Annotated in this window: 20 protein-coding genes; 10 read left to right on the forward strand and 10 right to left on the reverse strand. The window is 71.0% G+C overall.

The features are described from left to right. Window positions 1–36 precede the first annotated feature (36 nt). The 3 genes from ACZ5NH_RS08855 to ACZ5NH_RS08865 all read left to right on the forward strand — a co-directional run bounded on the left by ACZ5NH_RS08855 (window position 37) and on the right by ACZ5NH_RS08865 (window position 3,543). Entirely contained in the window at window positions 37–714 is a 678-nt protein-coding gene (locus tag ACZ5NH_RS08855) for a DUF3105 domain-containing protein (protein ID WP_450980835.1), read from the forward strand. After that, on the forward strand, window positions 714–1,349 hold the full coding sequence (locus ACZ5NH_RS08860; RefSeq protein ID WP_451553352.1) for a DUF305 domain-containing protein: 636 nt from the start codon (window positions 714–716) through the stop codon (window positions 1,347–1,349). Before ACZ5NH_RS08855 ends, ACZ5NH_RS08860 begins: the two co-directional genes overlap by 1 nt. A gap of 256 nt (window positions 1,350–1,605) precedes the next feature. After that, complete coding sequence (locus ACZ5NH_RS08865) at window positions 1,606–3,543, forward strand: S53 family peptidase (RefSeq protein WP_468773698.1); 1,938 nt, start codon at window positions 1,606–1,608, stop codon at window positions 3,541–3,543. 77 nt (window positions 3,544–3,620) lie between these two features. On the opposite strand, the gene ACZ5NH_RS08870 is transcribed toward ACZ5NH_RS08865, so the two are convergent. Beyond that, window positions 3,621–3,908, reverse strand: coding sequence for a DUF397 domain-containing protein (locus tag ACZ5NH_RS08870; RefSeq protein ID WP_468773700.1), 288 nt, complete (start codon window positions 3,906–3,908; stop codon window positions 3,621–3,623). Further along, on the reverse strand, window positions 3,880–4,743 hold the full coding sequence (locus tag ACZ5NH_RS08875) for a helix-turn-helix domain-containing protein (protein ID WP_468773701.1): 864 nt from the start codon (window positions 4,741–4,743) through the stop codon (window positions 3,880–3,882). Before ACZ5NH_RS08875 ends, ACZ5NH_RS08870 begins: the two co-directional genes overlap by 29 nt. Window positions 4,744–4,855: 112 nt before the next feature. Between ACZ5NH_RS08875 and ACZ5NH_RS08880 the strand changes: the two genes are divergently transcribed. Further along, on the forward strand, window positions 4,856–5,080 hold the full coding sequence (locus ACZ5NH_RS08880) for a hypothetical protein (protein ID WP_468773703.1): 225 nt from the start codon (window positions 4,856–4,858) through the stop codon (window positions 5,078–5,080). Further along, entirely contained in the window at window positions 5,077–5,433 is a 357-nt protein-coding gene (locus ACZ5NH_RS08885; RefSeq protein WP_468773704.1) for an ATP-binding protein, read from the forward strand. Before ACZ5NH_RS08880 ends, ACZ5NH_RS08885 begins: the two co-directional genes overlap by 4 nt. 1,064 nt (window positions 5,434–6,497) lie before the next feature. Here the strand turns inward: ACZ5NH_RS08885 and ACZ5NH_RS08890 are convergent. From ACZ5NH_RS08890 to ACZ5NH_RS08905, 4 genes are all read right to left on the reverse strand, one after another. Further along, window positions 6,498–7,721 carry an MFS transporter gene (locus ACZ5NH_RS08890; protein WP_468773706.1) on the reverse strand — a complete coding sequence of 408 codons (1,224 nt, stop codon included), beginning with the start codon at window positions 7,719–7,721 and terminating at the stop codon, window positions 6,498–6,500. A gap of 121 nt (window positions 7,722–7,842) precedes the next feature. Continuing rightward, the gene (locus ACZ5NH_RS08895; protein ID WP_468773708.1) at window positions 7,843–8,892 is read right to left on the reverse strand and encodes an endonuclease/exonuclease/phosphatase family protein; all 1,050 of its coding nucleotides are present in this window, start codon (window positions 8,890–8,892) and stop codon (window positions 7,843–7,845) included. 188 nt (window positions 8,893–9,080) lie between these two features. Further along, the gene (locus tag ACZ5NH_RS08900; protein ID WP_388621724.1) at window positions 9,081–9,710 is read right to left on the reverse strand and encodes a TetR/AcrR family transcriptional regulator; all 630 of its coding nucleotides are present in this window, start codon (window positions 9,708–9,710) and stop codon (window positions 9,081–9,083) included. Window positions 9,711–9,804: 94 nt separating this feature from the next. Next, a complete protein-coding gene (locus tag ACZ5NH_RS08905; RefSeq protein WP_468773710.1) occupies window positions 9,805–11,391 on the reverse strand; it encodes an MFS transporter in 1,587 nt (528 codons plus the stop codon). A 197-nt stretch (window positions 11,392–11,588) separates the two neighbouring features. Here ACZ5NH_RS08905 and panB point away from each other — a divergent pair, with 197 nt between their 5' ends. The 3 genes from panB to ACZ5NH_RS08920 all read left to right on the forward strand — a co-directional run bounded on the left by panB (window position 11,589) and on the right by ACZ5NH_RS08920 (window position 14,505). Next, window positions 11,589–12,455 carry a 3-methyl-2-oxobutanoate hydroxymethyltransferase gene (panB, locus tag ACZ5NH_RS08910; protein ID WP_450980846.1) on the forward strand — a complete coding sequence of 289 codons (867 nt, stop codon included), beginning with the start codon at window positions 11,589–11,591 and terminating at the stop codon, window positions 12,453–12,455. A 209-nt stretch (window positions 12,456–12,664) separates the two neighbouring features. Beyond that, window positions 12,665–13,690 carry an ATP-binding cassette domain-containing protein gene (locus tag ACZ5NH_RS08915; protein WP_451553345.1) on the forward strand — a complete coding sequence of 342 codons (1,026 nt, stop codon included), beginning with the start codon at window positions 12,665–12,667 and terminating at the stop codon, window positions 13,688–13,690. Beyond that, complete coding sequence (locus ACZ5NH_RS08920; protein WP_468773713.1) at window positions 13,687–14,505, forward strand: ABC transporter permease; 819 nt, start codon at window positions 13,687–13,689, stop codon at window positions 14,503–14,505. The genes ACZ5NH_RS08915 and ACZ5NH_RS08920 overlap by 4 nt, the downstream gene beginning before the upstream one ends. An 18-nt stretch (window positions 14,506–14,523) precedes the next feature. Here ACZ5NH_RS08920 and ACZ5NH_RS08925 read toward each other — a convergent pair whose 3' ends face one another. Then, window positions 14,524–17,787 (reverse strand): BTAD domain-containing putative transcriptional regulator, encoded by a 3,264-nt coding sequence (locus ACZ5NH_RS08925; RefSeq protein WP_468773714.1) that lies wholly within the window; start codon window positions 17,785–17,787, stop codon window positions 14,524–14,526. A 14-nt stretch (window positions 17,788–17,801) separates the two neighbouring features. Next, entirely contained in the window at window positions 17,802–18,278 is a 477-nt protein-coding gene (locus tag ACZ5NH_RS08930; RefSeq protein ID WP_468773717.1) for a DUF6578 domain-containing protein, read from the reverse strand. Window positions 18,279–18,385: 107 nt separating this feature from the next. Here ACZ5NH_RS08930 and ACZ5NH_RS08935 point away from each other — a divergent pair, with 107 nt between their 5' ends. Then, window positions 18,386–19,186, forward strand: coding sequence for a site-2 protease family protein (locus tag ACZ5NH_RS08935; RefSeq protein WP_388621736.1), 801 nt, complete (start codon window positions 18,386–18,388; stop codon window positions 19,184–19,186). Here ACZ5NH_RS08935 and ACZ5NH_RS08940 read toward each other — a convergent pair. Continuing rightward, window positions 19,176–19,418, reverse strand: coding sequence for a hypothetical protein (locus ACZ5NH_RS08940; RefSeq protein ID WP_468773719.1), 243 nt, complete (start codon window positions 19,416–19,418; stop codon window positions 19,176–19,178). The two genes, ACZ5NH_RS08935 and ACZ5NH_RS08940, sit on opposite strands and share 11 nt — an antisense overlap. A gap of 4 nt (window positions 19,419–19,422) precedes the next feature. Then, window positions 19,423–20,136: an NADPH-dependent F420 reductase gene (gene npdG, locus ACZ5NH_RS08945; RefSeq protein ID WP_388621740.1), complete on the reverse strand. Its 714-nt coding sequence runs from the start codon at window positions 20,134–20,136 to the stop codon at window positions 19,423–19,425. Window positions 20,137–20,546: 410 nt separating this feature from the next. Between npdG and ACZ5NH_RS08950 the strand changes: the two genes are divergently transcribed. Further along, on the forward strand, window positions 20,547–21,149 hold the full coding sequence (locus ACZ5NH_RS08950) for a hypothetical protein (RefSeq protein WP_468773721.1): 603 nt from the start codon (window positions 20,547–20,549) through the stop codon (window positions 21,147–21,149). Window positions 21,150–21,184 lie beyond the last annotated feature (35 nt).

Raw genomic sequence — 21,184 nt, forward strand, 5'->3', positions numbered from 1 at the left:
TTCCCGTTGCCGGCCCTTTTCCCCAAAGGACACCTCATGGGTTCCGCCAAGAACAGCAGCGCGGCGCGCAAGGCGCGCATCGAGGAGATGCGCCGTGCCGAGCGTGCGCGCGAGCGCCGCAACCGCGTGCTGACCATCGCCGCGAGCGTGGTGGTCGTCGCCGGCCTCGTGGTCGGCGGTGTCGTCCTCGTGAACTCCCAGTCCGGGAAGAAGAAGGACACGGCGAGCGACTCCAAGGCCGCCGGGAGTTCCGGTGACTCCGGGCAGTGGACCACGGACAAGGACGGCGTGAAGGTCTGGTCCGGCAAGCTGGCGCGGACGCACGTGCAGACCAAGGTGTCGTACCCGATGCACCCCCCGGTCGGCGGCAACCACAACCCGGTCTGGGCGACCTGTGACGGCACCGTCTACACCAAGCCGCTGCAGGACGAGAACGCCGTGCACTCGCTGGAGCACGGCGCGGTGTGGGTGACGTACACCAGCAAGGCGAGCAAGGCCGACGTCGACGCGCTGGCGGCGAAGGTGAAGAAGACGCCGTACTCGCTGATGAGCCCGTACGAGAACCAGGCGGCGCCGCTGATCCTGTCGGCCTGGGGCCACCAGGTGACCGTCAAGAGCGCCGGCGACCCCGAGGTGGACAAGTTCTTCGCCACCTACGTCCAGGGCAAGCAGACCCCCGAGCCGGGCGCCGCCTGCACCAGCGGGGCGATGTAGTGAAGCGCCGGCACGTGGGCTGGATCGCCGGGGCCGCGGCGGCGGCGCTCGTGGCGGCCGGCGCGATCACCTACGCGGTCGCCGAGGACACGAGCGGCGGTTCGGCCGTGCGGACGCCGACCGCCGAATCGGCGGACGCCGGTTTCGCCCGGGACATGGCGGTCCACCACCAGCAGGCCGTCGAGATGTCGTACATCGTCCGGGACCGCACGAAGAACACGGAAGTGCGGCGGCTCGCCTACGACATCGCGCAGACGCAGGCCAACCAGCGCGGCATGCTGCTCGGCTGGCTGGACCTGTGGGAGCTGCCGAAGGTGTCGGCGAAACCGCCCATGGCCTGGATGGGCATGGGCGACATGCCCGAGCGCGGGGACGGCTCGCTGATGCCGGGCATGGCGACGAACACGGAGCTGAGGAAGCTCCAGTCGCTGAACGGCAAGCAGGCTGAGATCCTCTACCTCCAGCTGATGACGGACCACCACAAGGGCGGGATCCACATGGCCGAGGGCTGTGTCGCCAAGTGCACCGTCGGCGTGGAGAAGCGGCTCGCGCAGGGCATGGTCGACGCGCAGCAGTCCGAGCTCCAGGTGATGGCCCAGATGCTCAAGGAGCGGGGCGCCAAACCGCGTTCGTGAACGGAGCGGAACCGCGCTCGTGAACAGCGGGCAAGCCGTTTCGTAATCCGCCCGTAAGGATAAAAGCCGCAAATCGCCCTACCTGACGGTTACTTGAGCTTCTCTTGACCATTCCGTTCCCCTGGCATGAACGGTTCATCGAAAGAGTGACCCCCATCGTGTGATCCATACGGTCGGCCGAACCGCCGCGGGCCGGCACGCGGATGCATGACGTATCGACCACTACATGCATGCGAACCGCATCGCAGGGGGTTCTATGAGATCCAACCGCGCCAAGCTGCGCGCCATGAGCATGGCAGCGACACTGCCCATGGTCGCCGGCGCGCTGGCGCTGGGCATACCCGCGGCACACGCTGCGGACAGCCCCGCTCGTGAGGCACTGAAGGGCACCAAGCCGCTGTGGGCCACGGCCAAGGCGGACAAGGGCGCGACCTCGAACAGCGCCCAGGTGAACGCCCGGGTCTACCTGGCCGGCAAGAACGCGGCGGGCCTCGCCGGCTACGCCAAGGCCGTGTCCGACCCCAGCTCGCCGCTCTACGGCAAGTACCTGAGCGCCAAGAAGGCGCAGGCCGCCTTCGGGGCCACCAAGGCCCAGGTGGCCGCCGTCAAGTCCTGGCTGACGTCGGCCGGCCTGAAGGTCACCGAGGTCACCCAGCACTACGTCGCCGTCTCCGGTGACGTGGCCGCCGCCGAGAAGGCGTTCGGCACCCAGCTGCACAACTACGCCAAGGGCTCGGCGACTTACCGCGCCCCGGCGCAGACGGCAACCGTGCCGGAGGGCCTCAAGGGCACCGTCCTGACCGTCACCGGCCTGGACAACGCCCCGCACAAGGCCAACCACGACGACCAGCTCCCGCCGCCGGACGCCGTGTTCAAGAACTCCGGGCCGTTCTCCTCGTACTTCGGCTCGAACATCGCGACGACCCTCCCGGACGCGTACGGCGGCAAGATCCCGTACGCGATCAAGGGCTACACCGGCAAGCAGCTGCGCGCCGCCTACGGCGCGGGCGACTACACCGGCAAGGGCGTCCGCGTCGCGATCACGGACGCCTACGCGTCCCCGACGATCGCCTACGACGCGGGCACGTACGCGGTCAAGCACGGTGACGCGGCCTGGAAGACCAGCCAGCTGCACCAGGCACTGCCGAAGAACTACACCAAGACCAAGGAGTGCGGCGCGGCCGGCTGGTACGGCGAGGAGACCCTCGACGTCGAGGCCGTGCACGCGGTGGCTCCGGACGCCGACGTCACGTACGTCGGTGCGGCCTCCTGCTACGACGACGACCTGCTGGACTCGCTCAGCAAGGTCGTGGACAACCACCTGGCCGACATCGTCTCCAACTCCTGGGGCGACATCGAGGCCAACCAGACCCCGGACCTCGCGGCCGCCTACGACCAGGTCTTCCAGCTGGGCGCGGTGCAGGGCATCGGCTTCTACTTCTCCTCCGGTGACAACGGCGACGAGGTCGCCCACACCGGCACGAAGCAGGTCGACACCCCCGCCAACTCCGCCTGGGTGACGGCGGTCGGCGGTACGTCCCTGGCCGTGGGCAAGGGTGACACGTACGAGTGGGAGACCGGCTGGGGCACCGAGAAGGCGACCCTGTCGGCCGACGGCAAGAGCTGGACCAACTTCCCCGGCGCCTTCACCTCGGGCGCGGGCGGCGGCACCAGCAAGACGGTCGCCGAGCCGTACTACCAGAAGGGCGTCGTCCCGGACTCGCTCGCCAAGGCCAACAGCGCCGACGGCAACCGCGTCGTCCCGGACATCGCGGCCATCGCCGACCCGAACACCGGCTTCCTGGTCGGCCAGACCCAGACCTTCCCGGACGGATCGCAGCAGTACAGCGAGTACCGCATCGGCGGCACCTCGCTCGCCGCTCCGGTCATCGCGGCGGTCCAGGCCCTGGCCCAGGAGGCCCGCGGCGGCAAGGCGATCGGCTTCGCCAACCCGACGATCTACGCCAAGTACAACAAGGGTGTCTTCCACGACGTCACGGACAACCCGACCGGCTCCGGCCTGGCGGTCGCCCGCGTGGACTTCGCCAACGGCTTCGACGCGTCGGGCGGCCTGCTGTACTCGGCCCGCAGCCTCGGCAAGGACAGCTCCCTGTCGGCGGTCAAGGGCTACGACGACGTGACGGGCGTCGGCTCGCCGGCGAACGGGTACGTGCAGTCGTACAAGAGGCACTGACACAGCGCTGACGCTCCGCTGAGGGGCGGGGGGCGTGGGGTCCTGAGGACCTCACGCCCCCTTTGCTGTGCGTTGCTTTACGCGGACTTCGACTTCAGTGCGGTGATGAAGGGGGCCCAGGCGGTGGGGGGAAGGAAGAGGACCGGGCCGCTGGGGGTCTTGGAGTCGCGGACGGGGACTAGGGCAGGAATGTTGTCGGCTACTTCGACACAGTTGCCGCCGTCACTGTTGCTGTGGCTCGACTTTCGCCAGAGGGCGGCACCGGGGAAGTCGCTCGCGATCTCGACGCAATCTCCGCCGTCACCATTGCTGTAGCTGCTCTTGAACCAGAGAGCGTCACTCAAGTCGATCCGGTTGCTTGCCATTTCGGTAATCCTCTGCCGCTGCCTTGATCATGGCGAGGGACGTGTCTGGTGACAGCGCGACGGCCCTGAGCCGATCGTATGCCTTGCGGTACTGCTTCACGAGGGCCGGATCGTCGATGGTGTCCCCGCTGTACGACGCCTCGACGTAGAGCAGCGGCGGCGCGTCCGGAAAGGTCATGACCTTGATGGAGGCGGCCATCAGGGGATACGCACCGCACGTCCGCAGGACGATTTGCGGTGTGATCCGGCGCCGCTCGGCCAATTCCACGACCCGGTCCAACTGCTCGGCCGTCTCCAGCGATGGAAGGACCGGGTCCCTGATCAGCGACTCGTGCAGGATCGCCCAGTACTCCGGGGTGGAGTGGTCCTCCTCGAAGAGGCGGGCACGAGCGAGCCGGGCGGTCACCTTCTCCTCGACCCACTCGTCGGAGGTCGCCGGGTGGGCCGACCGGACCAGCGCTCGTGCATACGGCGCCGTCTGGAGCAGCCCAGGAAAGGTGATGGGGCACCATTCCTCAATGGATTCCGCGTACTTCTCGGCCTCCAGGACCTTCTCGAAGTACGCGGCATGGGGCCCTCGCCGCGCCTTCCGCACATCCTCGCAATGCCGCTCGAAGAACCCGTCGGTCTTCAGGACCCGATCCGCATGCCGGGCCAAATCCAACGGCATCCTCCGCTCGCCGCGCTCGATGTCGCTGAGGTAGGTCTTGCCGTAGAAGCTGCCTTCGAGGAACGCCTCCAGCGACAGCCCCGCCGCCTCCCTCTTCCAGCGCAACTCCGCGCCGTAGAAGGTCGGGACGCTCATCGAGCCGTCGATGTCCTTGCGCCGTGCCATCGCTCACCTTTCGCTGCGCCGGTCGCGAACGCGAAACCACTTTTACGGTAGCCAGCAGAGGGACAGTCTGTGAGGAGTCCGTCACACACCGCACAGAAGGGCGCAGGAGTCCATGCCCGACCACCGCTCCCCCACCGCCTACGACGTCACCCTCTGCGTGGAGGAACTCCGCTCGGCCCTCACCCTGCACGGCATCACGCTCCCGTCGCTCCGCGTGGATCTGCCGAGTTTCGCGGGCACGTACGCCCGGCCCGCCGGACTCGTCACGCTCGGGAACTGCAACACGGCCACGGCGCGGGCACTGGCCGCCGCGCTCAGGAAGACGGCGGGCCGGTGAGGACGGTGCTCGAACTCCGCCTGCTCGCCACGCCGAAGGCCGCGCCGGAGCTGCGGCACCGGCTCCGTGAGCACAGGTACGACATCCGGCTGTGCGCGACGGAGTTGCTGACGAACGTCATCGACCACCTGGGCGAGGGCACACCGGTGACCGTACGCGTCATCGGTACGGCGGCGGATCACGGCCGTACCCGCATCGAGGTGACCGACCCCGCGCCGGGTGCCCTGCCTGTTCTGCTGTCCGCCACGGAGGCGGAGGAGTCGGGGCGCGGCTTGGCACTGCTCGCGGCGCTCGCCGAGCGGTGGGGCGTGGAGCAGTGGGCGGACAGGAAGACGGTCTGGTGCGAGCTATGAAGTTGCCGTGGGGCCGCCCGCTTCTTGGCCAGTGTCGTGCTTCCGCGAGGTGCGTCAAGGGCGCTATGCGTCGGCTTCGCCGATGGCCCTCCGGGCCACCCTTGACACACCTCACTCCAGCACGGGGAAGAAGCGAGCGAGCAGCCCGGGAAAGTGGCCGCCTTACCGGTACCGGCCCCTTGGGTCAGCTGAGCACGCGCCCTGGGTTACGGGGTCGCGCTCGCGCCTCGCCTGCACGCCGGGTCGGCTAGGCGGCTTGCGGCCGGTGGGTGGGGCGCCCTCGGGGGGCGGCGGCACGCCGGGGCGGCATAGCGGCAAACGGCCGGTGGGTGGGGCGCCCTCGGAGGTGGCGGCACGCCGGGCAGGCTCAGCGACTTACGGCCAATAGGCGGCGCGCCCCCGGCCGACGGCGGCAGCCGGATGGACTCAGCGACTTGTGGTTGGGGGTGGGGGTGGCGGCGGTGGGGAGTCACATCCGTCCCATGGGTCACGCGCAGGCAGTGATTGGCAGATCTGGTCCACTCCTTACCGCCTCTCGACCGCCTGACCTGGGACTTCGGAGCGCCCCTTGGCTCAAATCTTCCAATCACCGCCGGGGCCACGCCGATTGGGCCTCCGTCGCAACTCGGGAGAGCCGCCGATCGCCACCGATCCCACCCGGCGGTCGCCGCCAAGCCCACCCGGCGTGCATGCGAGGCGCGACCGCGCACCCCACCCACGAACCCGCAAGCCGCTGAACCGGCCCGGCGTGCATGCGAGGCGCGACCGCGGCCCCCGCCGACGGGGTCCGGTCAGCGCCCTCGGGGCCGGTGCCGGTCGGGGCCACCGCTCTTTCGGGGCCGCTCGCTCGCTTCTTTCCCGGGCTGGAGTGAGGTGTGTCAAGGGTGGCCCGGAGGGCCATCGCCGAAGGCGACGCGAATGCGCCCTTGACTCACCTCACGGAAGCCCGACAATCGCCGAGAAGCGAGCGGCCCAACGGCAACTGGCAAGCCTGGCCCGGCGGCAGCCGACCCGTCGCTCGCCTCCCGGCCGACCGCGTCGGGTGGGCGGGTGGGCAAACGAGGTCAGTGGTGCAACACCCCCGACTCCTCCGGCAAGTGGGCGGCAACCACCCTCTCCCGCCCCACCGACGGAGTCCCCCGGCGGCGGTCCACCGCGTACGCCACGCTCGCCACGCCCAGCCCCAGCACCGCCAGCATCGCGCCGGCCAGCGCCGGGGACGTCGTACCGAAGCCCGCCGCGAGCGCCAGGCCGCCGGTCCAGGCGCCGCCGGCGTTGGCCAGGTTGAAGGCCGCCTGGTTGGCGGAGGATGCCAGGGACGGGGCCGCCGCAGCCTTCTCCATCACCATCAGCTGCAGCGGCGAACCCGTGATGAACGCCGCCATACCCAGCAGCGTCACCGCCAGCGCCGCGCTCCACTCCGCCCGCATCAGCACCGGGAACAGCAGCAGCACGACACCCAGTGACGCCAGCCCGCCGAACAGCGTCCCCCGCAGCGAGTGGTCCGCCAGGCGGCCGCCCAGCAGGTTGCCCGCCGTGGCGCCCACCCCGAACAGGGCCAGGAGCAGCGTCACGCTGCCCTCCGCGAACCCGGCCGACTCCGTCAGCATCGGGGTCACGTAGCTGTACGCCGCGAAGAGCGCGCCGAAGCCCGCCACCGTCGTACCCAGTGCCAGCCAGACCGGCACGGACCTGAGCGCGGCCAACTCGCCGCGCAGGCCCGTCGACGAGGCGGCCTGCCCCCGGTCGTGCGGGATCAGCAGCGCCAGCGACGCGATCGCCGCCAGGCCGATCGCGCTCACGCCCAGGAAGGTGGCCCGCCAGCCCAGGTGCTGGCCCATCAGCGTGGCCACCGGCACGCCCGCGATGTTGGCGACGGTCAGGCCGAGGAACATCAGGGAGACCGAGCGGGCCTTGCGCTCCGGCGGGACCATGGTCGTGGCGACGACCGCTCCTACGCCGAAGAAGGCACCGTGCGGCAGGCCGCTGAGGAAGCGGGCAGCCAGCAGCGAGTCGTTGCCGGGGGCGAACGCCGAGAGCGCGTTGCCCGCGACGAACAGCGCCATCAGGGCGATCAGCACCGTGCGGCGGGACATGCGGGCCGTGAGCGCGGCCAGCAGCGGGGCGCCGATCACCACGCCCAGCGCGTACGCCGACACCAGGTGCCCGGCGGTGGGGATCGAGATGTGCAGGTCGTCCGCGACGTCGGGCAGCAGGCCCATCATCACGAACTCGGTCGTACCTATGCCGAAAGCGCCGACGGCCAGAGCGAGCAGGGCCAGGGGCATGAAGGGCCTGTGCCTTTCAACGTGAGAGTCGACTCGACGTGAGAGTCAACGAGAGCGGAGTTCCGTCACAGCATATGTTCAGCTACGGAACAAAGCCTCTCAGGCCCAGTATTCCAGCGGGTTACGACGACGTGTCCAGCTTCACACGCGCAGCCACCGGCAGATGGTCGCTGCCGGTGCGCGGCAGGGTCCAGGAGCTCTCCGGTTCGACACCCTTGACCATGATCTGGTCGATCCGCGCCATCGGGAACGCCGCCGGCCAGCTGAACCCGAAGCCGCTGCCCGCCGCGCCCTGCGTGGAGCGCATCTGGGAGGTGACGGCGTTGAGCGAACGGTCGTTCATCGTGCCGTTCAGGTCACCGAGCAGCACCACCCGCTTCAGCGGCTCGTCGGCGATGGCCTCGCCGAGCGCGTCGGCGCTCTTGTCGCGCTCCCGGGCGGTGAACCCGGCCTTCACCTTCACCCGCACCGAGGGCATGTGGGCGACGTACACGGCGACGGGGCCCTGCGGGGTGGCGACGGTGGCCCGCATCGCGCGCTTCCAGCCGAGCTTGATGTCCACCGCCCGCACATCGCTCATCGGGTACTTGCTCCACAGGCCGACCGTGCCCTCGACCCCGTGGTACTTGAAGGTCGGCGCGAGCGCCTTCTCGTAGGTGGACACGGCCGTCCCCGGGACCTCCTCCAGGGCGAGGACGTCGGCGCCGGAGGCGGCCACCTCGCGGGCGGTCCCGGCGGGGTCGGGGTTCTCGGCGTTGACGTTGTGGGTCGCCACCATCAGGTCGCCGCCCGAACCGGTCTTGTCGGTGAGCAGCCCGCCGAAGAGGTTCAGCCACACGATCGCCGGAAGGAGTACGGCGATCAGCGCGGTCGCCGACCTCCGCAGCAGCCCGAGGAGCAGCAGCACCGGGATGGCGAGGCCCAGCCACGGCAGAAACGTCTCGGTGAGGCTGCCGAGGTTGCCCACCCGGTTCGGGATGCGCGAGTGCAGCAGCATCACCAGGGCGAGCAGGAGGGCGAGGACCGCGAGGACGATGCCCCGGCGCCAGATGAGTGGGTCGCCGCGCCAGCCGGCGAGCAGGCGGTGCAGCAGGCGCCGAAGCCGGGATCCGGGCCGCTCGGGCCCCGAGCCGCCGTTGTCCGTCTCCGTCATGTACGCCTGCTGCGCCATACCGTCTGCCTCACTGCCTGCCGTGCACACCGTCGTTCCCCCCGTGTTCTTCCGACCCTAGGGGATGATCGGCTCCGCTCCCGCCGTCCCATGACGGCCGTACGGAAGACGAGGACGAAGGAAGCGGGACAGAGAGTTCCGTTACCCCCGGGGCACCAGGGGTTTGTGACGAAACGCGCACATAAGTGCTACGAGGCTGTCGAGCTGACGGGCCGTAGGCCTTCCAGGACCGTGTCGACGATGTGTTCCGCCAGGCCCTCGGGCAGGTCGCCCTCGGGGCGCAGGACGGTGCGTACGAGCATGGGGCCGACGAACAGGTCGTTGGCCAGGTCCAGGTCGACGTCCGGCCGCAGTTCGCCGTTCTCCCGGCCCCGGCGCAGCACCTCCATCCCGAGTTCGCGGCGCGGCGCGATGACACTGGCCTGGTACGCCGACCAGACCTTCGGGCTGTGCTTCATCTGCGCGTAGACGTTGTGCAGGAGCGCCGAGGAGCGGTGCACGAGTCCGCGCTGGCGCATGGACTCCAGCAGCACGACGAGGTCGTCCCGCAGGGAGATGCCGGGGAGTTCGGGGTCGGGGGGTTCGGCGGCCCGTACGACGTCGACGAACAGTTCCTCCTTGCCGCTCCAGCGGCGGTAGATGGTGGCCTTGCCGACCCCTGCCGTGCGCGCGACGCGTTCCATGGAGAGTTCGGCGAGCGGTACGCCGTCCTCCAGGAGCTTCATCACGCTTTCCAGAATGGTCCGTTCCAGGGCCTCGCTGCGGGGGCGTCCCCGCACGGGCCCGTCCGGTCGCGGCCGGCTCTCGGCAAGGCTCACGTCGTCCGTCCTCTCAGTCTGCTGAGGGAATTGTCCCGCAGCCACCTCCCTCCCCCGTGGAATCCCGGTCCGAACCGTGGCCGGTCGGTCCACGTCAGTCCGCGGCCGCGACCAACTCCGCCTCGCGTTCGTCCGCTTGAGCGGCGGGCGGCTTGCCGGGCAGGAACAGGGCCGTCACCACGGCGCCGATCAGCGCGACACCCACTCCGCACAGGGCGGTGACGTGCATGGCGTGCAGGAACGCGTCGTCGGCCGGGGTGACCAGAGCCTTGCCCCGCGGGCCGAGCTTGCCGGCGATGCCGAGGGTGGCCTCGATGGACTCGGCCGCCTTGTCGCGCAGGGCGGGCGGCAGCATGCCGAGCTTGCCCTCGATGCCGTTCCGGTAGGACGTGGCGAGCACCGAGCCGAGTACGGCGATGCCGAGTGCGCCGCCGACCTGGCGGAAGGTGTTGCTGAGCGCGGAGGCGGAGCCCGCCTTCTCGCGCGGCAGCGCCTGCATGATGACGACCGAGGTCGGCGTCATGATGTGCGCCATGCCGGTGCCCATGAGGAAGAAGACGACCTCCAGGATCCAGATCGGGGTGTCGGCCTGGAACGTGGCGAACGCGGCCAGCGTGGCGGCGATCAGCACCAGGCCGGCGGTGGTGGTGGCCTTGTTGCCGAACCGGTCGACCAGCAGCCGCGCGCGCGGCGCGAAGATCAGCTGGGAGCAGGCGAGCGGCAGCATCAGCACACCGGACTCCAGCGGCGAGTAGCCGCGCACGCTCTGGGTGTAGAAGACACCGAAGAACGTGACGCCCATCAGCGCGAAGAAGACCAGCGCGATGGCGCTCATGGCGGCCGAGAAGGCCTTGTTCTTGAAGTAGGTGACGTCGAGCGACGGGTGGTCGCTGCGCTTCTCGAAGATGACGAACCCGGTGAGGACGGCGAGACCGGCGACGATGGTCGCCAGCACCTTGGCGTCGGTGAAGTCGGCGAGTTCGCCGCCCTTGATGATGCCGTAGACCAGCAGGACCAGGCCGACGACGGACAGGACGACGCCGACGGGGTCGAGGCGGCCGGGCTTGGGGTCGCGGGAGTCGGGCACCAGCCAGGTCATCAGGATCAGCGCGACGATCACGATCGGCACGTTGACGAAGAAGACCGAGCCCCACCAGAAGTGGTCGAGGAGCGCGCCGCCGGTGATCGGCCCGATGGCGATGGCGAGGCCGACGCCGCCGGCCCAGATGCCGATGGCCCTGGGCTGCTCCTCGCGCTCGAAGACGTTCATCAGGACGGCGAGGGTGGCGGGCATGACGAAGGCGGCGCCGAGGGCCATCAGGGCGCGGAAGGCGATCAGCTGGCCCGGCGAGCCGGACTCGGCGGCCAGGGCGGAGCCGATGCCGAACACGGCGATGCCGCCGAGCAGCACCTTCTTGCGGCCGAGGCGGTCGCCGATGAGGCCCGCGGTGAACAGCAGGCCGGCGAAGACGAGGGTGTAGGCGTTGATCGCCCACTCGATCTGCCCCTGGGAGGCGCCGAGGCCGGTCGGCGCGGGACTGGAGATGGTCTTGATGGCGACGTTCAGGATCGAGTTGTCGAGCACCACGATCAGCAGGCTCAGCATCAGCACGCCGAGGATCGCCCAGCGGCGCCGGTGCACCGCTTCCGGTATCCGGGAGGCAGGGACGGGACTTGTCATGTGATCGAGCCTACGACCATTTCGATACGGAACGGTCTCGTATCTTAGTTCTTTACCAAGGCCTTACACAGCTCGGTCTCAGCCACGGTTGTGGATCACAGGCGGTCCCCCTGGCCCTGACTGGCACGAGGTGCCACCATGGAGGCGATCCGGGGACGCCGTCAGGGCGCCTCGAGATGACTGAAGGAGCCGTTGCCATGACGCAGCTTTCGGCTGCCCAGAACAAGCCCTCCGACGGCAGCAAGACGCTGTACGGGGGGAAGGGCACTCGCCGCATCACCGTCCGCGACATCGCCCTCGCCAAGGAGCGGGGCGAGAAGTGGCCCATGCTCACCGCCTACGACGCGATGACCGCGTCCGTCTTCGACGAGGCCGGGATCCCGGTGCTCCTGGTCGGCGACTCGGCGGGCAACTGCCACCTCGGGTACGAGACGACCGTGCCCGTCACCCTCGACGAGATGACCATGCTGTCGGCGGCCGTGGTACGCGGCACGCAGCGCGCCCTGATCGTGGGCGACCTCCCCTTCGGCTCCTACCAGGAGGGCCCGGTGCAGGCGCTGCGCTCGGCGACCCGGCTGGTGAAGGAGGCCGGGGTCGGCGCGGTCAAGCTGGAGGGCGGCGAGCGGTCGCACGAGCAGATCCGGCTGCTGGTCGAGTCCGGCATCCCGGTCATGGCGCACATCGGGCTGACCCCGCAGTCCGTCAACGCGATGGGCTACCGCGTGCAGGGGCGGGGCGAGGAGGCGGCACAGCAGCTGCTGCGCGACGCGAAGGCGGTGCAGGACGCCGGCGCCTTCGCCGTCGTCCTGGAACTGGTCCCGGCGGAGCTGGCGGCCGAGGTGACGCGCGTGCTGCACATCCCGACGGTCGGGATCGGCGCCGGGCCCGAGACGGACGCGCAGGTCCTGGTCTGGACGGACATGCTGGGCCTGACCTCCGGCCGGGTGCCGAAGTTCGTCAAGAAGTACGCCGACCTGCGTGAGGTCATGGGCGACGCGGTGAAGACGTTCGCCGAGGAGGTCGTCTCCGGGGCGTTCCCGCTGGAGGAACACTCCGTCCACTGAGCCATCGCGGCAACACCCCGGCAGCCCCGCTGATCTTCCCCCGTCAGCGGGGCTGCCCTTTTTGCGCCTGAACCGGCGCCGCTCTCGGGGAGGTGGTTGCTCGCCGTCGTGGTTCCTCAATTGATGGTTGCGGTGGTCGTCGGTGAGTTGTCGGTGGCTGTCGGCGGCCTGTCGGTGGTTTGTCGGTGGCCCCTGGCACCGTCTTCCGCATGACGCGAATCCATGAAAACCCCGTCGGCGCGAGCCACGCAGTGACGGTACGGGGACTGGTCAAGCACTACGGCGAGACCAAGGCGCTGGACGGTGTCGATCTGGACGTGCGCGAGGGCACCGTGATGGGCGTGCTCGGTCCGAACGGCGCCGGCAAGACCACCCTCGTACGGATCCTGTCCACCCTGATCACCCCGGACGCCGGCCAGGCCACCGTGGCCGGCTACGACGTCGTACGGCAGCCCCGCCAGTTGCGCCGGGTCATAGGGCTCACCGGCCAGTACGCCTCCGTCGACGAGAAGCTCCCCGGCTGGGAGAACCTGTACATGATCGGCCGGCTGCTGGACCTGTCCCGCAAGGACGCCCGCGCCCGTGCCGACGAGCTGCTGGAGCGGTTCTCCCTCACGGAGGCGGCCAGGCGGCCGGCGAGCACGTACTCCGGCGGTATGCGGCGGCGACTCGATCTCGCCGCCTCGATGATCGGGCGCCCGGCCGTCCTCTACCTCGACGAGCCGACCACCGGACTCGACCCCCGCACCCGCAACGAGGTGTGGGACGAGGTGAAGGCGATGGTCGGCGACGGCGTCACCGTGCTGCTGACCACCCAGTACATGGAGGAGGCCGAGCAGCTCGCCTCCGAGCTGACCGTGGTCGACCGCGGCAAGGTCATCGCCACGGGCGGTATCGAGGAGCTGAAGGCCCGCGTCGGCGGCCGTACCCTCCGCGTCCGGCCCGTCGACCCGCAGCAACTGCGCCCGCTCGCCGCCATGCTGGACGAACTGGGCATCACCGGGCTCGCGACCACCACCGTGGACACCGAGGCCGGGACCCTGCTGGTGCCGATCCTCAGCGACGAGCAGCTGACCGCCGTGGTCGGTGCCGTCACCGCGCGCGGCATCACGATCTCCGCCATCACCACCGAACTGCCCAGCCTGGACGAGGTGTTCCTGTCCCTCACCGGCCACCGTGCCAGTGCCCACCAGGACACCACGCCCGCCGACTCCCGCGAGGAGGTCGCCGTATGAGCGCCGCCGCCCCTACGATCACCGCCACCGCCGACGTCCGGATCCCGCTGCGCGGGCATCTGCGGCACACCGGCGCCCTCATTCGCCGCAATCTGCTCTGGATCCGCCAGGACCCGGAGTCGATGTTCGACGCGCTGCTGATGCCGGTCGTCTTCACCCTGCTGTTCGTGTACGTCTTCGGCGGGTCCATCGGGCAGGCGCTCGGCGGCGGCCAGGGCCAGTACGTGCAGTACGTCATCCCGGGCATGATCGCCATGATGAGCATGACGCTGTCCCAGGGCGTGGGCACCGGGTTCAGCCAGGACTTCAACAGCGGTGTCATGGACCGCTTCCGGTCACTGCCGATCGGGCGCGGGTCCGTGCTGTTCGCGAAGATCGCCGTCGAGCTGATCCGGATGCTGTTCGCCACGGCCGTGCTGATGGTCGTCGCCGTGCTGGTCGGCTTCCACATCCACCACTGGGCCGGCCTGTTCGCGGCCGTCGGACTGTCCGCGCTGTTCGCCTCCTCGATCATGTGGGTGTTCCTCACCCTCGGCGTGATCCTGAAGAACGCGCAGTCCGTGCAGGCGATGGGCTTCCTGGTGCTGTTCCCGCTGCAGTTCGGCTCGTCGATCTTCGCGCCGACGAAGTCGATGCCGGGCTGGCTGCAGCACTTCACCGACTACAACCCGCTGTCCACGCTCGCGGACGCGGCCCGCGGTCTGATGATCGGCGGCCCGGTGGCACACGACCTGTGGGTGACCGTGGCCTGGTCGGTGGCGATCACGGCGGTCATGGGACCGGTCGCGATCCACAAGTTCCGCACCAAGACCTGAGCCGGCCCGCGCCGTGCGTCAGACCAGGGCGGTGGCCTCCGCGAGGGAGAGGCCACCGCCCTCGGCGTACGCGGCCCGGTAGTCGGGTTCGTCCAGGATCTGACGGATCCGGGCCTCGGTCAGGTCGCGGCACCGCAGCTCGACGCCGGAGAGGATGTGGCCGGCCGGCAGCAGGGCGTGGGCGGCGCCCAGGCAGCGGGCGGCGTCGGCGGCGCGGTTGCCGCCGTCCAGGGCCGCGAGGGCCATCGCCGCGGCGGTGAGGCACACGGAGTGCAGGTGCGGGGCGATGGTCTGGGTCAGCGGGTCGCGGGCGAGGCGCATGGCCCGCCGGGACCGGTCCAGAGCGGCCTCGGCTTGGCCGTCGAGAGCGTCCAGCCAGGCCTCCTGGCAGAGGATCATGGAGTCGAAGACGACGAAGTGCGCGATCTTGAATTCCTCGCGCAGCAGCCGCAGTTGCTCCCGGGCCTCGGCGGTACGGCCCGTCAGGCCGAGCCAGCAGGCGAGGAACAGCCGGGCGGCGGGCATCGCCTCGTTGTGGGAGCCCTCCTGGCTCGCGACGACGTCCCGGAGCAGTTGCTCGCCCCGCTCGAGGTCACCCGTCTCCATGAGGACGCTGCCGAGGCGGGCGTGCAGAATGGCCACCTGGCCGCGGGCGCCCAGGCGTTCGGCGTGTCCGATGGCCGCCCGGTAGTCCGCGGCGGCCTCACGGTAGGCGCCCTGGCGTTCGTGGGCCTCGCCGCGGGCGGACAACGCCTCGGCGAGGCCCCAGATGTCCCCGAGGCGGCGGAAGATCTCCAGCGATTCCTCGGCGTCGCGGGTGGCGTTGCCGGCCCATTCGGCCCGGTTGGCGAGGAGGTTGGCGCGCAGCTGCAGGGTATTGGCCAGGTCCCACTCGAACCCGGGGGTGTCGCGGCAGGTCTGGACGCAGGCGTCGATGGCGGCCCACATCTGCTCGGCGCCGCCGGTCAGCATGACGGCGAAGAACCAGAGCAGGCCGGGCACCCGGCAGGTCTGCGGCAGGCCGGGCTCGTAGGCCTCCGCGATGGCGCGCAGCTTGGCCTGTGCCTCGGGCGTCTGCCACGACTCCAGGTCGTGGTCCATGCAGGCGAGGTGGGCGAGGTGGACACCGCGCCGGGCCTCGGCGAGGACCTCGCCGGTGTACGGGGGCGGGGCGTCGGTGCAGCGCTGCCACAGCGGCAGGGCCGGCCGTACGGGTGCGGCGAAGGGCTCGGGGCCGAGCGCCATGACCTCCTCGCACCAGGCGCGGGTCTCGATGCGCTGGTCCCGCATCTGCCAGAAGACCACCAGGGACAGCACCAGGCACAGCGCCTCCTGCTCGTCCCCCGCGGCGACGGCGTGCCGCAGCGCGGTGCGCAGGTTCTCGTACTCCAGCTGGAACCGGTCGATGGCGGTGCGCTGTTCGGGGCCGCGCAGCAACAGGTCGGTGGTGCGGGCGAGTTCGCGGTAGTACGTCAGATGGGCGCGCTCGGCCTCGCTGCGGCGCCCGGTCTCGTCGAGCCGTTCGCCGGCGTACTCGGCGACGGTCTCCAGGAGCCGGTAGCGCATCCCGGCGTCGGCCGAAGGGGCGGCCACCACCAGGGACTTGTCGACCAGGGAGCCGAGCGCGTCCAGCGCGACGGGCCCGCACACGGCCTCGGCGGCGGCCAGGTCGCAGCCGCCCGCGAAGACCGACAGCCGGGCGAGGACGTCCCGCTCGTCCGCGTCCAGCAGCTCCCAGGACCAGTCCACGACGGCCCGCAGGGTCTGCTGGCGGGGCAGGACGGTGCGGCTGCCGGAGGTGAGCAGCCGGAACCGGTCGTCGAGGCGGTCCGCTATCTGGCGTGGGCTCAGCATCCGCAGCCGGGCCGCCGCCAGCTCGATCGCGAGCGGGAGTCCGTCGAGCCGCCGGCAGATCTCCGCACAGGCCCCGGGGTCGTCCTCGACGCGGAATCCGGGCCGGGCCGCCGCGCCCCGGTCGGCGAGCAGCCGCAGCGCGACCGGCTCCGGCAGCGGCTCCACCGGGCGCACCAGCTCCCCCGGCACGCCGAGGGGTTCTCGGCTGGTGGCGAGGACGGTCAGCTCGGGGCAGCGGGCCAGCAGCCGCTCGGTGAGGTGGGCGGCGGCCTCGATCACATGCTCGCAGTTGTCCAGGACGATCAGCATCCGGCGCCGGGCGCAGTGCTCCACGATCCGTTCGAGGGGGTCGTCGTGCCGGTCGGTGACCGCGCGGATGCTCTCGGCGCCGGCGCCGTGCAGCACGGTGTCACGGGCACCGATGGCGGTGAGCACGGCCTGCGGTACGGCCTCGGGGTCGTCCACGGGAGCGAGTTCGGCCAGCCACACCCCGTCCCGGACGGTGTGCCGTACCGCCTCGGCGGCCTCCTGGGACAGCCGGGTCTTCCCTGCGCCGCCCGGACCGAGCAGGGTGACCAGGCGGGCGGCGGCCAGATCGGCGCCGATGGCCTCGATGTCGGTCTCCCGGCCGACGAAGGAGGTGAGCCGGGCGGGCAGATTGCCCACGGCCGCCGGCCCGGGCCGCGGCGCCGGGGGTTCCTCGGCGGCCAGCAGCTCGGCGTGCAGGGCGCGCAGTTCGGGGCCTGGGCCGGAGCCGAGCCGGTCCGCGAGCAGCCGTCGTACGTCCTCGTAGGCGGCGAGCGCCTGGGCCGGGCGGCCGGCATCGCGCAGGGCCCGCAGCCGCAGCGCCTGGAGCGGCTCGTCCAGCGGATGGTCGTCGCACAGGGCGGTCAGCTCGGGCAGCACCTGCTCGGCGTGGCCGAGGGCGAGGGCGGCGGTGTGCCGGGCGCGCAGCGCGTCCAGCCGGCGGGTCTCCCAGCGGGCCGCCTCGGCGTGGTGGTCGGGCAGGTCGGCGAGCGCGGGGCCGCGCCACAGGCCGAGCGCGTCGTCCAGGACGGTGGCGGCCTTGGCCGGGTCGCCGTCGGCGAGGGCCCGAAGGCCGTCGCCGGTCAGCCGCTCGAAGCGGGTGAGGTCGACGTCGTCGGGCGCGGCGGTGAGGCGGTAGCCGCCCTCGGCGGAGGCGACGGCGTCCGCGCCGAGGGTACGGCGCAGCCGGCCGACCAGCGCCTGGAGCGCCCCGGCGGCGTCGGCGGGCGGGTCCGCGCCCCAGACCTCGTCGACCAGCACGCCCACGGGCACGGTTCGCCCCGGCCGGAGCGCGAGCACGCCCAGCAGGGCACGCAGCCGCGCCCCGCCGACCGGGACGGCCGTGCCGTCGGGGCGGAGTACCTGGGTGGTGCCGAGCAGCGAAAAGCGCACGGGGTCCATTCTCGCCGGTGCGGTCACCGATGGTCACCGGGTTGCGGCGGCGTGCCGTCGGGGACGTCCAGGGTGACGAGAGCGCCCCGGGTGCGGCGCACCCTCCCGAGGCCGTCCACCGTGCCGCGGTCCACCTCCTCGAACCACCTCGGACAGCTGTCGGAGGACTCCAGCGTGAGAGTGCCGGGCACCGGTTCGAGGCCGCGTCCCGTGCTCCGGAGCACGACTCCCCGCGGCGGCTCCACGGGTTCGGGCTCCGGATCGGGCAGGCGGAAGCGGTACTCCTCGCGGACCAGGTCGACGGCGTGGACCCTGCCGGTGGTCGGCCGGTCAGGACCGCCGTGGTTCTCCACCCACGCCTCGGCGCCGTACCCACGGCCCTCCCGGACGGCTTCGGCGTCGTAGGCGACCAGCTTCCAGGACACCTCGTCGCCCACCGCGAACGGGGCGCCGCAGCACTCCATCTGCCAGTCCTCGTAGAACACCCTCATCCGTGGCATCCCCCCAGGGTCCAGGAACCGGACGGCGAGTGCGAGACGTTTCCCCCGCGTGGGCGCGGCCGGTACGGTCGCACTCCGCACCGTCCCCACCGCACAGGAGCCCGCCGATGACCACCGCCACCACTCGCCGCGGCGACCGCCGGGTCAGTCCCGTGTTCGTCGGGATCCTGGCCGTGACGGCGGTGACGGGCTGGGCCACCTGGACGGGGTATGCGGCACAGCCGGGCATCGCGGTGTTCCTGTTCGTGACGGCCGCCTGGATCGTCTCCCTGTGCCTGCACGAGTACGCGCACGCTCGCACGGCCCTGCACAGCGGCGACATCACGATCGGCGCGAAGGGCTATCTGACCCTGAACCCGCTGAAGTACACGCACGCGCTGCTGAGCATCGTGCTCCCGGTGCTCTTCGTGATCATGGGCGGTATCGGTCTGCCCGGCGGCGCGGTGTTCATCGAGCGCGGCCGGATCCGGGGCCGCTGGCGGCACAGCCTGATCTCGGCGGCGGGCCCGCTGACGAACGCGCTGTTCGCGGCGGTGTGCACGGCACCCTTCTGGCTGCACGCGCTGGACGGCGTGCCCGCCGGCTTCCAGTACGCGCTGGCGTTCCTGGCCCTGCTCCAGGTGACGGCGGCGATCCTGAACTTCCTGCCGGTGCCGGGCCTGGACGGCTACGGCGTCATCGAGCCCTGGCTGTCGTACAGGGTGAAGCGGCAGGTGGAGCCGTTCGCGCAGTTCGGCCTGCTGTTCGTGTTCGCGCTGCTGTGGGTGCCGTCGGTCAACACGGTGTTCTTCGACCTGATCGACGCCATCCTGCGTCATCTGGGCGTGGGCGACTTCCCGCGCTACTGCGGCCAGGAGCTGTACCGCTTCTGGCAGGGCACGCCCGAGATCTGCCAGGTCAGCCCGTGACGGACTTGCCCTGCGCGGCGCCGGCCCGGTCGCGCTTGACGTAGTACCAGGTCATATTGGACGTCAGGCCCGCCAGCAGCACCCAGACGATCCCCAGCCAGCTGCCCTGGACGAACGAGACGACGGCGGCGGCCACCGCGAGCACGCAGACGACGAGGGTGCAGAGGGCGATGCGGGGCATGGGGGTCGGCTCCTTGCGGGGGACACTGCTACGACGAACAGTGTCCCCCATCCGCTCAGACGTCGGTGACGCGGAGCCCGGCGTGTGCCTTGTAGCGGCGGTTGACGGAGATCAGGTTCGCGACCAGCGACTCGACCTGGTGGGCGTTGCGCAGCCGCCCGGCGAAGACGCCGCGCATGCCGGGGATGCGCCCGGCGAGGGCCTGCACGATCTCGACGTCGGCCCGCTCCTCGCCCAGCACCATCACATCGGTGTCGATCTGCTCGATCTCCGGGTCCTGGAGCAGCACGGCGGACAGGTGGTGGAAGGCGGCGGCGACCCGGGAATCCGGCAGCAGGGCGGCGGCCTGCTCGGCGGCGCTGCCCTCCTCGGGCCTGAGCGCGTAGGCGCCCTTCTTGTCGAAGCCGAGCGGGTTGACGCAGTCCACGACGAGCTTGCCGGCCAGTTCGTCGCGCAGTGCCTTCAGCGTGTCGCCGTGGCCGTCCCACGGTACGGCGACGATCACGATGTCGCTGCGGCGCGCGGCCTCGGCGTTGTCGGCGCCCTCTACGCCGTGGCCGCACTCCTGGGCGGCGGCCTGGGCGCGGTCGGCGGACCGGGAGCCGATGATCACCTTCTGGCCGGCCCGGGCGAGCCGGTAGGCGAGGCCCTTGCCCTGCGGCCCGGTGCCGCCGAGCACGCCGACGACCTGGCCGGAGACGTCGGGCAGGTCCCAGGGGTCCTTGGCGGGGGCCTTGGCCGGGGTCTGTGCACTGTCGGTAGAGGTCATGGGGCGAGCCTACGTCCGTGGCGCTTGCGGCACGCTCAAGTGAGGCGCCCACGGGCACCCGGCGGAAGGTGATGGTCTCGTAGGCGGTCAACTACTCGGCCGTCAGGGGCCGAGCGTGTTGGCTTGGTCCGGCAGAGCTCCGTTTATGCCCCCGACTGCCCCTGACCCCGGCGACGACATCGGCCGGCCCAGCGAGGCCGCACCGACGACAGCGGAAGGTGTCCCGGCATCCGGTACGAGCTTGACCTGCACCACCAGCTTCACGATTACCGAACGTACACATCCGTGCGACGTCCCACCACACGTTCCAAACCCACCACCCCAAGGAGTGAACCCGGCGCCTGGATAGTTGGGCGAGTTCGGGGTGAACTCCGCGTCAAGAGTGACCGGTTGCGGCAGGATGCGGGCGCATGGACGCCGTACGGGTCGCGCTGCTGCGGGAAGTGCTCGCCGGGACCGAGTGGCTGATGGCCACCCGGAGATTCGCGGGGGTGCTGCGCGGGTCGGTGGTGGCGCACGGGGGCGGGCTGCTGCTGGTGGGCACGCCGGAGTACGAGCCGTGGCATCTGGCGGCGCATCTGGTGGACGAGGCCGCGTGGTCGGGGACGCCCGAGCTGGCGCCGACCCTGGTACGACATCACGCGCGCCCCTGCGACCCGGCCCATCTGGCCGTGGGGCCCGGCCGGATCGAAGCGGCGCGACGGGGTGAGACCCTGCTGGTCGTGGCTCCCTCGGAGCCCGCGCCGCTCCTTGAGCGGGTGCACGACGCCCGCCGGGCCGGGGTGACCGTGCTGGCCCTCGGGCCTTGCGCCGGCGACCTCGCGGCGCTGGCCCATGACTCCCTGGCCGTACCGGAGGGGGCGGAGCTGGACCTGGACACCGTCCAGCACCTGGTCAGCGCGGCGGCCGGCGAGAACGGGGGCGGGGCCTCTCCGAGGGTTCGGCGGAGCTTCCGGGACCGTCTGTCGAGGCTGGCGGAGATCCTGACGGCCCCGCCACCTGCCCCCTGGTGACCTTGCTCGGCCGGCCGTGCCGTCGGGGAAAAACA

The organism is Streptomyces sp. NPDC031426, assembly GCF_055581585.1.

Bases quoted from the DNA above. Each gene is read 5' to 3' on its own strand.
- ACZ5NH_RS08855 (WP_450980835.1), top strand. From the start codon at position 37: ATGGGTTCCGCCAAGAACAGCAGCGCGGCGCGCAAGGCGCGCATCGAG.
- ACZ5NH_RS08865 (WP_468773698.1), top strand. From the start codon at position 1,606: ATGAGATCCAACCGCGCCAAGCTGCGCGCCATGAGCATGGCAGCGACA.
- ACZ5NH_RS08870 (WP_468773700.1), bottom strand. From the start codon at position 3,908: ATGGCAAGCAACCGGATCGACTTGAGTGACGCTCTCTGGTTCAAGAGC.
- ACZ5NH_RS08875 (WP_468773701.1), bottom strand. From the start codon at position 4,743: ATGGCACGGCGCAAGGACATCGACGGCTCGATGAGCGTCCCGACCTTC.
- ACZ5NH_RS08880 (WP_468773703.1), top strand. From the start codon at position 4,856: ATGCCCGACCACCGCTCCCCCACCGCCTACGACGTCACCCTCTGCGTG.
- ACZ5NH_RS08890 (WP_468773706.1), bottom strand. From the start codon at position 7,721: ATGCCCCTGGCCCTGCTCGCTCTGGCCGTCGGCGCTTTCGGCATAGGT.
- ACZ5NH_RS08895 (WP_468773708.1), bottom strand. From the start codon at position 8,892: ATGGCGCAGCAGGCGTACATGACGGAGACGGACAACGGCGGCTCGGGG.
- ACZ5NH_RS08905 (WP_468773710.1), bottom strand. From the start codon at position 11,391: ATGACAAGTCCCGTCCCTGCCTCCCGGATACCGGAAGCGGTGCACCGG.
- panB (WP_450980846.1), top strand. From the start codon at position 11,589: ATGACGCAGCTTTCGGCTGCCCAGAACAAGCCCTCCGACGGCAGCAAG.
- ACZ5NH_RS08915 (WP_451553345.1), top strand. From the start codon at position 12,665: ATGACGCGAATCCATGAAAACCCCGTCGGCGCGAGCCACGCAGTGACG.
- ACZ5NH_RS08920 (WP_468773713.1), top strand. From the start codon at position 13,687: ATGAGCGCCGCCGCCCCTACGATCACCGCCACCGCCGACGTCCGGATC.
- ACZ5NH_RS08925 (WP_468773714.1), bottom strand. From the start codon at position 17,787: ATGGACCCCGTGCGCTTTTCGCTGCTCGGCACCACCCAGGTACTCCGC.
- ACZ5NH_RS08930 (WP_468773717.1), bottom strand. From the start codon at position 18,278: ATGCCACGGATGAGGGTGTTCTACGAGGACTGGCAGATGGAGTGCTGC.
- ACZ5NH_RS08935 (WP_388621736.1), top strand. From the start codon at position 18,386: ATGACCACCGCCACCACTCGCCGCGGCGACCGCCGGGTCAGTCCCGTG.
- ACZ5NH_RS08940 (WP_468773719.1), bottom strand. From the start codon at position 19,418: ATGGGGGACACTGTTCGTCGTAGCAGTGTCCCCCGCAAGGAGCCGACC.
- npdG (WP_388621740.1), bottom strand. From the start codon at position 20,136: ATGACCTCTACCGACAGTGCACAGACCCCGGCCAAGGCCCCCGCCAAG.
- ACZ5NH_RS08950 (WP_468773721.1), top strand. From the start codon at position 20,547: ATGGACGCCGTACGGGTCGCGCTGCTGCGGGAAGTGCTCGCCGGGACC.